General features: G+C 56.0%; 9 protein-coding genes and 1 tRNA gene. All 10 read right to left on the bottom strand.

The features are described 5' to 3' along the window. Nucleotides 1–311: 311 nt before the first annotated feature. Nucleotides 312–4,553, bottom strand: coding sequence for a DNA-directed RNA polymerase subunit beta' (gene rpoC / locus ACQ4WP_RS24055; RefSeq protein ID WP_436525035.1), 4,242 nt, complete (start codon nucleotides 4,551–4,553; stop codon nucleotides 312–314). Nucleotides 4,554–4,662: 109 nt separating this feature from the next. Beyond that, the gene (gene rpoB, locus ACQ4WP_RS24050; protein ID WP_436525033.1) at nucleotides 4,663–8,769 is read right to left on the bottom strand and encodes a DNA-directed RNA polymerase subunit beta; all 4,107 of its coding nucleotides are present in this window, start codon (nucleotides 8,767–8,769) and stop codon (nucleotides 4,663–4,665) included. Nucleotides 8,770–9,013: 244 nt separating this feature from the next. Continuing rightward, nucleotides 9,014–9,385 carry a 50S ribosomal protein L7/L12 gene (gene rplL / locus ACQ4WP_RS24045; protein ID WP_010394320.1) on the bottom strand — a complete coding sequence of 124 codons (372 nt, stop codon included), beginning with the start codon at nucleotides 9,383–9,385 and terminating at the stop codon, nucleotides 9,014–9,016. A 67-nt stretch (nucleotides 9,386–9,452) separates the two neighbouring features. Continuing rightward, a complete protein-coding gene (rplJ, locus tag ACQ4WP_RS24040; protein ID WP_034753621.1) occupies nucleotides 9,453–9,992 on the bottom strand; it encodes a 50S ribosomal protein L10 in 540 nt (179 codons plus the stop codon). A gap of 319 nt (nucleotides 9,993–10,311) precedes the next feature. Then, nucleotides 10,312–11,007 (bottom strand): 50S ribosomal protein L1, encoded by a 696-nt coding sequence (gene rplA, locus ACQ4WP_RS24035; protein ID WP_436525031.1) that lies wholly within the window; start codon nucleotides 11,005–11,007, stop codon nucleotides 10,312–10,314. After that, complete coding sequence (gene rplK, locus ACQ4WP_RS24030) at nucleotides 11,007–11,441, bottom strand: 50S ribosomal protein L11 (RefSeq protein ID WP_034753131.1); 435 nt, start codon at nucleotides 11,439–11,441, stop codon at nucleotides 11,007–11,009. The genes rplA and rplK overlap by 1 nt, the downstream gene beginning before the upstream one ends. 114 nt (nucleotides 11,442–11,555) lie before the next feature. Continuing rightward, entirely contained in the window at nucleotides 11,556–12,182 is a 627-nt protein-coding gene (nusG, locus tag ACQ4WP_RS24025; protein ID WP_034753130.1) for a transcription termination/antitermination protein NusG, read from the bottom strand. Next, on the bottom strand, nucleotides 12,182–12,565 hold the full coding sequence (secE, locus tag ACQ4WP_RS24020) for a preprotein translocase subunit SecE (protein ID WP_436525090.1): 384 nt from the start codon (nucleotides 12,563–12,565) through the stop codon (nucleotides 12,182–12,184). Before secE ends, nusG begins: the two co-directional genes overlap by 1 nt. 32 nt (nucleotides 12,566–12,597) lie before the next feature. After that, nucleotides 12,598–12,673: transfer RNA gene (locus ACQ4WP_RS24015), tRNA-Trp, on the bottom strand. 66 nt (nucleotides 12,674–12,739) lie between these two features. Next, a partial coding sequence (locus tag ACQ4WP_RS24010; RefSeq protein WP_495542766.1) for an EF-Tu C-terminal domain-related protein occupies nucleotides 12,740–13,001 on the bottom strand: 262 nt, incomplete at its 5' end.

Below are 13,001 nucleotides of genomic sequence, written 5' to 3'. Positions count from 1 at the left end.
AGGCGTAGCGATTTAATTGTTAATCTCGGCCATGAATAGGAGTAAGACTTGGCAGGACTCTCAACGCATCGTTCGTCTTCCATTGATCCATACTGCCAATACAACATGACAGGCGTGAATCAGCAATAGCCGAAGTGGCATTCTTTTTAATGCAGTGCAAATCACGTTTTGCAATGGTGATACTGCTGGATATACATGGGCCACCGTGATTTGCCGCGTTCCACGCTGTTTTGTCCGCATGTTTTGGAGAAGTGCGCAGGCGTAAAAAAACGGCACCCGAAGATGCCGTTCTTGTCAGCTAACAGCGTAGATTACGCTTCGTCGCCGTGGTGTTGCTGGGTTTCGATATCTTGCAGCGCTTCGGCAGCTTCGCCGGCCATCGAGGCTTTCTCGGCCAGCAGCAGTGCTTGACGCTCTTCCACTTCCCACGCTTCTTTTTCTTTGCGTGCGCGGTGGAAGGCCAGACCCGTACCGCCAGGTATCAGGCGACCGACGATGACGTTCTCTTTCAGGCCACGCAGACCATCGCGCTTGCCCATGATCGCCGCTTCCGTCAGCACGCGGGTGGTTTCCTGGAACGATGCGGCCGAGATGAACGAATCGGTCGACAAGGAAGCCTTGGTAATACCCAGCAGAACGTTTTCGTAGGTTGCAGGAATTTTGTTTCCGGCTTCCATCAAGTCGTTCTGATCCAGCAGTTCCGAACGCTCTACCTGCTCGCCAACGATGTAGTTGGTGTCGCCGGCATTGACGATCTGAACACGGCGCAGCATCTGACGCACGATCACTTCGATGTGCTTGTCATTGATCTTCACGCCTTGCAGACGGTACACGTCTTGCACTTCGTCAACGATGTAACGTGCCAGCGCTTCGATACCCAGCAGGCGCAGGATGTCTTGCGGATCGGCCGGGCCGTCCACGATCATCTCGCCCTTGTTCACGACTTGGCCGTCATGCACCAGCACTTGTTTGTCCTTGGTAATCAAGAACTCATGCTTGTTGCCGTCCATGTCCGTGATTTCCAGACGCTGCTTGCCCTTGGTTTCTTTACCGAACGCAACCGTACCCGTGACTTCCGCCAGCATGCCGGCATCTTTCGGCGAGCGCGCTTCGAACAGTTCCGCAACGCGTGGCAGACCACCGGTAATATCGCGCGTTTTCTGCGATTCAGTAGGAATACGCGCCAGCACTTCACCGACCGACACCGACTGGCCGTCTTTCACCATGATCAGCGCGCCGACCTGGAAGCCGATCGCCACCGAGTGTTCGGTGCCGGCGATCTTGACTTCTTCGTTCGCGTCGTTGATCAGCTTGACTTGCGGACGCAGGGTCTTGGTCAGCGAACCGCGACGTTTCGCATCGATCGCCACCAGGGTGGACAGACCGGTCACTTCGTCGACCTGACGGGCAACGGTGACGCCTTCTTCGACGTTCTCGAAACGCACCAGACCGGCGTATTCGGTAATGATCGGGCGGGTCAGCGGATCCCAGGTTGCCAGGGCCGTGCCGGCCTTGATGACCAGGCCATCCTTGACGATCAGGGTCGCGCCGTACGGCACTTTATGACGCTCACGCTCGCGACCGTGGTCATCGGTGATCAGCACTTCGCCGGAACGGGAAATGACGATTTGCGCGCCCTTGCCGTTCGTCACGTAACGCATGGTTGCCGTGAAGCGGATGGTACCGTTCGACTTGGCTTCCACCGACGATGCCACTGCCGCACGCGATGCCGCACCACCAATGTGGAAGGTACGCATGGTCAGCTGGGTACCCGGCTCACCAATCGACTGTGCCGCCACCACGCCGACGGCTTCGCCGGCGTTGACCATCGAACCGCGGCCCAGGTCGCGGCCATAGCACTTGGCGCACAGGCCGAAGCGCGTGTCGCAAGTCAGTGGCGTGCGCACCTTGACTTCATCGATGGACAGACGCTCGATCTCTTCGACCATGTCTTCGTCCAGCAGCGAACCGGCTTCGTACAGTGTTTCCTGGGTTTCAGGATGGACGACATCGTGCACGGTAACGCGGCCGAGGATACGATCGCGCAGCGCTTCGATGACTTCACCACCTTCGACCAGCGCCTTCATCAGCGCGCCGTTCATGGTGCCGCAATCGTCTTCGATGACGACCAGATCTTGCGTCACGTCGACCAGACGACGCGTCAGGTAACCGGAGTTCGCCGTTTTCAGCGCCGTATCGGCCAGACCTTTACGCGCACCGTGGGTCGAAATGAAGTACTGCAAAACGTTCAGACCTTCGCGGAAGTTCGCGGTAATCGGCGTTTCGATAATCGAGCCATCCGGTTTCGCCATCAGACCACGCATACCGGCCAACTGACGAATCTGGGCTGCGGAACCGCGCGCGCCGGAGTCGGCCATCATGTAAATGGCATTGAACGATTCTTGCGTCGACTTGGTGCCGTCGCGGCGGATCACGTCTTCGACTTTGAGCTGGTCCATCATGGCCTTGCCGACTTCATCCGAGGTTTTGCCCCAGATATCGACCACCTTGTTGTAACGCTCGCCGGCGGTCACGAGACCCGAGGCGTATTGCTGTTCGATCTGCTTGACTTCCGATTCGGCCGCCGCGATCAGCGTGACTTTTTGCGGCGGTACCAGCATGTCGTCGACGCAGATCGAGATACCGGCGCGTGTCGCCAGGCGGAAACCCGATTGCATCAGTTTGTCTGCGAACACCACGGTGGCGCGCAGGCCGCACTTGCGGAACGACGTGTTGATCAGCTTGGAAATTTCTTTCTTTTTCAGCGCGCGGTTCAGTACGGAGAACGGCAAGCCTTTAGGCAGAATTTCCGACAGGATCGCACGACCGATCGTCGTTTCGTAACGCGTTACCGTTTTCTCGAATTCGCCCGTTTCGGCGTTTTTCGGGTATTCGGTAATACGCACGGTCACGCGGGTCGTCAGTTCGACTTCCTTGTTGTCGTAGGCGCGGATCACTTCCGAGACGTCAGGGAACATCATCCCTTCGTTCTTCGCATTGATCGCTTCGCGGGTCGCGTAGTACAGACCCAGCACGATATCCTGCGACGGCACGATCGACGGTTCGCCGTTCGATGGGAACAGGATGTTGTTCGACGCCAGCATCAGGGTGCGTGCTTCCATCTGCGCTTCGATCGACAGAGGAACGTGGACCGCCATTTGGTCACCGTCAAAGTCGGCATTGAATGCCGCGCAGACGAGTGGGTGCAACTGGATGGCCTTGCCTTCAATCAGGACTGGCTCGAACGCCTGGATACCCAGACGGTGCAAGGTCGGTGCGCGGTTCAACATGATCGGATGTTCACGGATCACGTCTTCCAGGATGTCCCACACGACCGGCTCTTGAATCTCGACCAGCTTTTTCGCTGCCTTGATCGTGGTCGCCAGACCCATCAGTTCCAGTTTATTGAAAATGAATGGCTTGAACAGTTCCAGCGCCATCAGTTTCGGCAAGCCGCACTGATGCAGTTTCAATTGCGGGCCCACGACGATGACCGAACGACCGGAGTAATCGACGCGTTTGCCCAACAAGTTTTGACGGAAACGGCCGCCCTTGCCCTTGATCATCTCGGCCAAGGACTTCAGCGGACGCTTGTTGGCGCCGGTCATCGCTTTGCCGCGACGGCCATTGTCCAGCAGCGAATCGACTGCTTCTTGCAGCATGCGCTTTTCGTTGCGCGTGATGATCTCTGGAGCGCGCAGCTCCATCAGGCGTTTCAGACGGTTGTTACGATTGATAACGCGGCGATACAGATCGTTCAGATCCGAGGTCGCGAAACGGCCACCATCGAGCGGTACCAGCGGACGCAGTTCCGGCGGCAGCACTGGCAGCACTTCCATGATCATCCAGTCAGGCTTGATGCCCGAACGTTGGAACGCTTCTAACACCTTAAGGCGTTTGGCGTATTTCTTGATCTTGGCTTCGGATTTCGATTCCTTCAGTTCCACGCGCAGGGTTTCGGCATCGCGGTGGATGTCGATCGAGCGCAGCAGTTCACGGATACCTTCGGCGCCCATAAAGGCGGTGAAGTCGTCGCCGTACTCTTCGTACTTGGCGGCGTAGTCATCTTCCGACATGATCTGGCACTTCTTCAGCGGGGTCATGCCTGGATCGGTCACGACGTATGCTTCAAAGTACAGCACGCGTTCGATGTCCCGCAGGGTCATGTCCAGGACCATGCCCAGACGCGACGGCAGCGATTTCAGGAACCAGATGTGCGCGGTCGGCGAGGCCAGTTCGATGTGGCCCATGCGCTCACGGCGCACTTTGGCCAGGGTGACTTCGACGCCGCACTTTTCGCAGATCACGCCGCGGTGTTTCAGGCGCTTGTACTTGCCGCACAGGCATTCGTAATCCTTGATCGGGCCAAAGATCTTGGCGCAGAACAGGCCATCGCGCTCAGGCTTGAAGGTACGGTAGTTGATGGTTTCCGGCTTCTTGACTTCGCCGTAGGACCACGAACGGATTTTCTCAGGCGAAGCGAGACCGATCTTGATTGCATCGAAGGTCTCGTTGGTCTGTACTTGCTTGAATAGATCGAGCAGTGCTTTCATGTATCACTCCAGAGGTGATTAAATTTCTATATTCCTGAGACTACATTGCCCGGCATGGTTTCCCAGCCGGGCTTTGTGTTTCCCAAACCAAATGACAGGTGGCTGTCTTTTAGTTGCGTTCGAGGTCGATATCGATACCCAGCGAACGGATTTCCTTGACCAGCACGTTGAACGATTCAGGCATGCCGGCGTCGATCACGTGGTCGCCCTTGACCAGGTTTTCGTACACTTTGGTACGGCCGTTCACGTCATCGGACTTGACGGTCAACATCTCTTGCAAGACATACGACGCGCCATACGCTTCCAGTGCCCAGACTTCCATCTCACCGAAACGCTGACCACCGAACTGGGCTTTACCACCCAGCGGCTGCTGCGTTACCAGCGAGTAAGGACCGGTCGAACGCGCATGCATCTTGTCATCGACCAAGTGATGCAGTTTCAGCATGTGCATGACGCCGACAGTAACCTTGCGCTCGAACGCTTCACCGGTGCGACCGTCATACATGGTCACCTGGTTTTTCGAAGCGGTCATGCCCAGGTTCTTGGCGATGTCGTCCGGATACGCCAGGTCCAGCATGCGGCGGATCTCTTCTTCGTTCGCGCCGTCAAACACTGGCGTGGCGAATGGCACACCTTTTTTCAGGTTTTCGGCCAGTTTCATGATCTCTTCATCATCAAACTTGTCCAGATCTTCCGCGCGGCCATTGTCGTTGTAGATCGTCGTCAGGTACTTGCGCACTTGCTCGACCTTGGTTTGCGCCTTCAGCATTTCGCCGATGCGGATACCCAGGCCCTTGGCAGCCCAGCCCAAGTGAGTCTCGAGAATCTGACCAACGTTCATCCGCGAAGGAACGCCCAGCGGGTTCAGCACAACGTCGGCTGGCGTGCCGTCGGCCATGTATGGCATGTCTTCCACAGGAACAATACGGGAAACCACACCCTTGTTACCGTGGCGACCGGCCATCTTGTCGCCCGACTGCAGGCGGCGTTTCACGGCCAGGTATACCTTGACCATTTTTTGCACGCCTGGTTGCAGCTCATCGCCTTGCGTCAGTTTCTTGCGCTTCTCTTCGAAGGCCAGATCGAACTGGTGACGCTTCTCGTTGATCGATTCCTTGATCGCTTCGAGCGCTACCGCTGCATCGTCGTCCGCAGGGCGGATGTCGAACCAGTGGTATTTATCCAGATCGTCCAGGTATTCCTTGGTGATCTTGGCGCCTTTGGCCAGCTTTTTAGGGCCGCCGTTGACAACTTTGCCGATCAGCATTTTTTCCAGACGCTGGAAGGCATCGCCTTCAACGATACGCATCTGGTCATTCAAATCCAGACGGAAGCGTTTCAGTTCGTCATCGATAATTTGCTGGGCACGCTTGTCGCGCACGATGCCTTCACGGGTGAAGACTTGCACGTCGATCACGGTACCGATCATGCCCGAAGGCACGCGCAGCGAGGTATCTTTCACATCCGACGCTTTTTCGCCGAAAATCGCGCGCAGCAGCTTCTCTTCCGGGGTCAGCTGGGTTTCGCCTTTAGGCGTCACTTTACCGACCAGGGTGTCGCCGGCTTGTACTTCAGCGCCGATGTAGACGATACCGGACTCATCCAGACGAGCCAGCTGATTTTCAGCCAGGTTCGAGATGTCGCGCGTAATTTCTTCCGCGCCCAGTTTCGTGTCACGCGCAACCACCGACAGCTCTTCGATGTGAATCGAGGTGTAGCGGTCGTCCTTGACGACGTTTTCCGAGATCAGGATCGAATCTTCGAAGTTCAGACCATTCCATGGCATGAAGGCCACGGTCATGTTCTGGCCCAGCGCCAATTCACCCAGGTCGGTCGATGCGCCATCGGCGATCACGTCGCGCTTGGCAACACGGTCGCCCACTTGCACGATAGGACGCTGGTTGATGTTGGTGTTCTGGTTCGAACGGGTGTACTTGATCAGGTTGTAGATGTCGACGCCCACTTCACCAGCGGTGGCTTCGTCATCGTTGACGCGAATCACGACACGGCCCGCATCGATGTAATCGACGATACCGCCACGCAAGGCTTGCACGGTGGTGCCCGAGTCGACCGCAACGGTGCGTTCGATACCGGTACCGACCAGCGCTTTTTCAGGACGCAAGCAAGGCACAGCCTGGCGTTGCATGTTGGCGCCCATCAATGCACGGTTTGCATCATCGTGTTCGAGGAACGGAATCAGCGAGGCAGCGACGGAAACGATCTGGCCTGGCGCCACGTCCATGTACTGGATGCGCTCCGGGGATACCAGGATGGTTTCGCCGGCTTCACGGGCCGACACCAGTTCATCGGACAAAGTACCTTCATCGCTGATGGTCGCATTCGCCTGGGCGATGATGTAGCGGCCTTCTTCGATGGCGGACAGGTAGTCGATCTGGTCGGTGATCTTGGAGCCTTCGACCTTGCGGTACGGGGTTTCCAGGAAGCCGTATTCATTCAGGCGGGCATACAGAGCCAGCGAGTTGATCAGACCAATGTTCGGACCTTCCGGTGTCTCGATCGGGCAGACGCGGCCGTAGTGGGTCGGATGCACGTCGCGCACTTCAAAGCCGGCGCGTTCGCGTGTCAGACCGCCGGGTCCCAGAGCCGATACGCGGCGCTTGTGGGTAATTTCCGACAGAGGATTGGTTTGGTCCATGAACTGCGACAACTGGGACGAACCAAAGAACTCGCGAATCGCAGCCGAAATCGGCTTCGAGTTGATCAGGTCGTGCGGCATCAGGTTGTCCGCTTCGGCTTGGCCGAGGCGTTCCTTGACGGCACGCTCAACACGCACCAGGCCGGCGCGGAATTGATTCTCGGCCAGTTCGCCCACGCAACGTACGCGACGGTTACCCAGGTGATCGATATCGTCGACTTCGCCGCGGCCATTGCGCAGTTCCACCAGGATCTTGATCACGGCCAGCACGTCTTCGTTCGACAGGGTCATGGCGCCGGTCAGTTCATCGCGGCCAATGCGGCGGTTGAACTTCATGCGGCCCACGGCCGACAGGTCGTAGCGGTCCGAGTTGTAGAACAGGCCATTGAACAGCGCTTCAACGGAATCTTCCGTTGGCGGTTCGCCTGGACGCATCATGCGGTAGATCGCCACTTTCGCAGCCATCTGGTCGGCGGTGTCGTCGATACGCAGGGTTTGCGAGATGTAGGCGCCTTGATCCAGGTCGTTGGTGTACAAGGTCTGGATTTCGGAAATGTTGGCATCGCGCAAGCGGCCCAGCAAGTCTTCCGTCAGCTCATCGTTCGCGGAGGCGACGACTTCACCAGTGTCGCCATCGACGATGTTCTTCGCCAATACGCGGCCCAGCAGGTAGTCTTCCGGTACGGAAATGTGCTTGATGCCGGCAGCTTCGATATCACGCACGTGCTTGGCGTTGATACGCTTGTCTTTCAGCACCAGAGTCTTGCCCGACTTGTCGACGATGTCAAAGCGCGCCACTTCGCCGCGCAGACGTTCGGCGACGAATTCCATTTCCGCGCCTTCGGAGCGCAGGTTGAAATTGTCGAAGACAAAGAAATTGGCCAGGATTTGCTCGTGCGACATGCCGATGGCTTTGAGCAGGATCGTTACTGGCATCTTGCGGCGGCGGTCGACGCGGAAGAACAGGATGTCTTTCGGGTCGAACTCGAAGTCCAGCCACGAACCGCGGTAAGGAATGATACGCGCGGAGAACAGCAGTTTACCGGACGAGTGAGTCTTGCCGCGGTCGTGCTCGAAGAACACGCCAGGCGAACGGTGCAGCTGGGAAACGATAACCCGCTCCGTGCCGTTGATCACGAACGAACCGGTGGTCGTCATGAGCGGCAATTCGCCCATGTAGACTTCCTGTTCTTTCATTTCCTTGACGACAGGCTTGGTTGGCGATTCCTTGTCCAGGATCACCAGGCGCACTTTCGCGCGCAGCGGCGACGCGAACGTCAGGCCACGTTGTTGACATTCTTTGACGTCAAAGGCAGGATCGCCCAGAACGTACGACAAGAATTCGAGACGCGCAAAACCATTGTGCGAAACGATAGGGAAAATCGAAGTGAAAGCCGACTGCAGGCCATCATTCTTGCGGCCGGACGGTGCTATGTCCTCTTGCAAGAAGCTATGATAAGACTCGAGCTGGGTCGCCAGCAGGAACGGAACGTGGTGAACGTTGGCGCGCTTCGCGAATGATTTGCGAATGCGTTTCTTCTCAGTAAATGAGTAGTGCATGGACACTCCGTGAGTGACAGAAAGGATAGAAAATTCAGGTTTTGCAAGTGTTCGTTTGCACCGCTGCGTGTGACACAGACGAAACCTCAAGGCTCTGCTTTCCGGCTTGAATCGAATAAAAACTGCTGCTACAACTACATGACAAATACGATGCAGACGACAAAGGAGCCAAAGTCGGATTTCCCCCCTTGCGAGGGGAAACCTCAGACTTTGACTCGGGCGCTAACTGCCGCCGGTACAGATATTACTTGATCGAAGCGGTTGCGCCGGCTTCTACCAGTTTCTTCTGTGCTGCTTCAGCGTCAGCTTTCGACACTGCTTCTTTCACAGTTTTTGGTGCGCCATCGACCAGGTCTTTAGCTTCTTTCAAGCCCAGGCCGGTGATTTCGCGAACTGCTTTAATGACGCCAACTTTGTTTGCGCCGAAGCTGTCCAGGATGACGTTGAATTCGGTTTGCTCTTCAGCAGCTGCTGCTGGGCCTGCTGCAGGACCGGCCGAAGCCATTGCTGCTGCGGACACGCCGAATTTTTCTTCGAATGCTTTAACCAGGTCGTTCAGGTCCATTACGGACATGGCGCTAACTGCTTCCAGGATATCGTCTTTGCTAATTGCCATTTTGAAACTCCTAAATTTATTACGTTAGTTACATCAGATTGGTACTGAGAGAAAAAAGCGCGCGCAATTAAGCGGCTGCTGGGGCTTCTTCTGCTGCTGCTTCTGCAGGAGCTTCGGCGCCTTCGCCTTTTTTCGCTGCCAGGGCAGCCAGACCACGTGCAAAGCCCGAAACCGGAGCCAGCATAACGCCCAACAACTGCGAAATGAGAACTTCACGGCTAGGAATGCTCGCCAACGCGGTGACAGCAGCTGTATCCAGCGGCTTGCCTGCGTAGTTACCTGCTTTGATGACCAGTTTATCGTTGGTTTTAGCGAAGTCAGCGATGACTTTAGCTGCTGCAACGGCATCGGCCGAGATCGAGTAGATCAACGGGCCGGTCATGGCATCTGCCAGGCTGGCGAATGCGGTACCTTCAACGGAGCGACGAGCCAGAGTGTTTTTCAACACACGCAGGTACACGCCTTGGGCACGCGCTTTAGCACGCAGTTGCGTCAAGTGACCAACCTGGATGCCACGATATTCGGCCACGACGATCGTTTGCGCATTTGCTACTTGTGCGGAAACTTCGGCAACGACGGCCTTTTTGTCATTCAGATTGAGACTCACGGTCAACCTCCTTAAATGATGTTCGGCAATCACAACCGAGTGGTTGAGCGCCTTGCATCGGTTCGAACACGGCGTCCGAAGTCAAGAAGTACTAAACTGAGCGGATGGATTCACGCAGCATGAGGACTACAAAACTTGTTCGGGTACACCATCTGCGTTGGGCACTTGCCGTTGCCGGCAAGCCTATTAACCTTCTGCATGTGCGATCGCAGTCGGCCCAACGGTCTTTGATTGCCTGCCTGCCTGGTGCGAACACCGGACAGACAGCCCAAAGATGCGCCCGCAGCGCCCGAAGGCGCCACAGGACTTGATTCTTTACTTAAGCTGCCAGGCTAGCCTGGTCAACACGGACGCCAGCGCCCATGGTCGACGACAGCGAAACTTTGCGCAGGTACACGCCTTTGCTCGATGCTGGCTTGGCTTTGTTCAGTGCGTCGATCAGTGCGACCAGATTCGATTTCAGATCTGCGTCAGCGAACGATTTACGGCCGATGGTAGCGTGGATGATACCGGATTTGTCGGTACGGTACTGAACTTGACCGGCTTTCGCGTTTTTCACGGCGGTAGCGACGTCAGCAGTAACAGTGCCAACTTTCGGGTTAGGCATCAGGCCGCGTGGACCCAGGATCTGACCCAGGGTACCAACGATACGCATGGTATCTGGCGAAGCGATAACGATATCGAAAGGCATGTTACCGGCTTTGATCGATTCAGCCAGGTCTTCCATACCAACGATGTCGGCGCCAGCTGCTTTGGCAGCTTCTGCTTTTTCGCCCGACGCGAAGACAGCCACGCGTACGGTTTTGCCGGTACCAGCTGGCAGCACGACGGAGCCGCGCACCACTTGGTCGGATTTCTTAGGATCGACGCCCAGTTGTACCGATACGTCGATCGATTCATTGAACTTGGCCGTTGCGCACTCTTTGATCAGAACGACAGCGCTGTCGAAAGCGTACACTTTGGTACGGTCGACTTTGGCTTTCAAAGCCTTGATACGTTTGGATAACTTAGCCATTATACAACACCTTCCACCGTGATACCAATCGAACGAGCGGAACCAGCGATGGTGCGTACAGCAGCATCCATGTCGGCAGCGGTCAGATCAGGGGTTTTCAATTTAGCGATTTCTTCAGCTTGTGCGCGGGTCAGCGTACCGACTTTGTCGGTATGTGGCTTCGGCGAACCTTTGGTGATCGCAGCAGCTTTTTTGATCAGGTAGGTTGCTGGAGGCGTCTTCATCACGAACGTGAAGGACTTGTCCGCAAACGCGGTGATCACGACTGGAATCGGCATGCCTGGCTCCAGACCTTGGGTCTGTGCATTGAAGGCTTTGCAGAATTCCATGATGTTCAGACCACGTTGACCCAGAGCTGGACCGATTGGTGGGGATGGGTTTGCTTTACCAGCTGGCACTTGCAGCTTGATAAAACCAATGATTTTCTTTGCCATGATGGCTCCTATCTTGGATTGAGTAGTAGCGCCCCGCCGATCCTACCCTGGCGGGGCTCCTCTGACCGGATTTCGCTGAGACTGCCGCGGCGCTCCTGGTGGCGCTGATACAACTTAAACTTTTTCGACCTGGCCGAATTCGAGTTCCACCGGAGTAGCGCGGCCGAAAATGGTAACCGAAACGCGCACTTTGGATTTCTCGTAATTGACTTCTTCGACATTGCCGTTGAAATCGGTGAACGGACCGTCCTTGATGCGTACCTGCTCGCCCACCTCGTACAAGGTTTTAGGACGGGGCTTCTCGACACCCTCTTGCATCTGCTTCATGATGCCGTCGATTTCGCGCGCGGAGATCGGCGTCGGCTTGTTCGACTTGCCACCAATAAAGCCGGTAACCTTGCTGGTGTTCTTCACCAAGTGCCAGCTCTCGTCCGTCATTTCCATTTCAACCAGCACATAGCCAGGATAGAAACGACGTTCGGTGACGGACTTTACGCCATTCTTGACTTCGACTACTTCTTCGATCGGCACCAGGATCTGACCGAACTGGTCTTGCATGCCCGCGCGCTCGATGCGCTCGGTCAGTGCGCGCATGACGCTTTTTTCCATGCCGGAATAAGCATGCACGACATACCAGCGCTTGCTGCTCACTGGCACGCTCAGCGCTGCACCAGTATCCGCTACCGGAGCGTCGCCCGGAACGGACTCGTCCGCCGCTTCATCATGCACATTTTCGCTCATTATTTTTTCCAACCCAGAATTACGTCATACAACAAAAACTCGAGCAATTTATCCGTGCCCCACAGGAAAATCGCCATGACCAGCACAAAGGCAAACACGATCGCAGTAATCTGCGTGGCTTCTTTGCGGGTAGGCCAAACGACTTTCTTGGTTTCGCGCACAGCTTCTTTGGCGAAATTGAGAAATTCACGGCCGGTCGTCGAGACATACAAGAACGCAACAGCAATAACCAAACCAGCCACAAGCGCGCTTGCACGCACCAGAGCTGGTTGGCCTGCCAGGTAATAAAACCCGACTACTCCTGCAATCGCAGCTACTATTGCCAGCGCGACTTTTATCTTGTCACTCGACGTGCTAACGGTTTGCACGGATTGATTTGACATTTTTCTACTTTCGGTGCCCTGCACCTTGACGGTGGCAGGGACGGAGGGCATCGAACCCCCAACCTTCGGTTTTGGAGACCGACGCTCTGCCAATTGAGCTACGTCCCTACGTAAAACTTTCGAGGAGTGCTATTCTACCACCCAAGACGTCCCGGGTGGTAGCATAACATTTCCTTATGCGAGGATTTTTGCAACCACGCCGGCGCCGACGGTACGGCCGCCTTCACGGATAGCGAAGCGCAGACCTTCTTCCATCGCGATCGGGTTGATCAGCTTGACGGTGATCGACACGTTATCGCCTGGCATGACCATTTCTTTATCTGCTGGCAACTCGATCGAACCAGTCACGTCCGTCGTGCGGAAGTAGAACTGTGGACGATAGTTGTTGAAGAATGGCGTATGACGGCCGCCTTCGTCTTTCGACAGAACATAGATC

Origin of the sequence: Janthinobacterium lyxosi, from assembly GCF_051380665.1 — a bacterium.
Classification (GTDB): domain Bacteria; phylum Pseudomonadota; class Gammaproteobacteria; order Burkholderiales; family Burkholderiaceae_D; genus Janthinobacterium.
The sequence above is the reverse complement of the archived record's forward strand: the minus strand, read 5'-3'. Positions and strand labels throughout refer to the sequence as shown.

Bases quoted from the DNA above. Each gene is read 5' to 3' on its own strand.
- rpoC (WP_436525035.1), bottom strand. From the start codon at position 4,553: ATGAAAGCACTGCTCGATCTATTCAAGCAAGTACAGACCAACGAGACC.
- rpoB (WP_436525033.1), bottom strand. From the start codon at position 8,769: ATGCACTACTCATTTACTGAGAAGAAACGCATTCGCAAATCATTCGCG.
- rplL (WP_010394320.1), bottom strand. From the start codon at position 9,385: ATGGCAATTAGCAAAGACGATATCCTGGAAGCAGTTAGCGCCATGTCC.
- rplA (WP_436525031.1), bottom strand. From the start codon at position 11,007: ATGGCTAAGTTATCCAAACGTATCAAGGCTTTGAAAGCCAAAGTCGAC.
- rplK (WP_034753131.1), bottom strand. From the start codon at position 11,441: ATGGCAAAGAAAATCATTGGTTTTATCAAGCTGCAAGTGCCAGCTGGT.
- nusG (WP_034753130.1), bottom strand. From the start codon at position 12,182: ATGAGCGAAAATGTGCATGATGAAGCGGCGGACGAGTCCGTTCCGGGC.
- secE (WP_436525090.1), bottom strand. From the start codon at position 12,565: ATGTCAAATCAATCCGTGCAAACCGTTAGCACGTCGAGTGACAAGATA.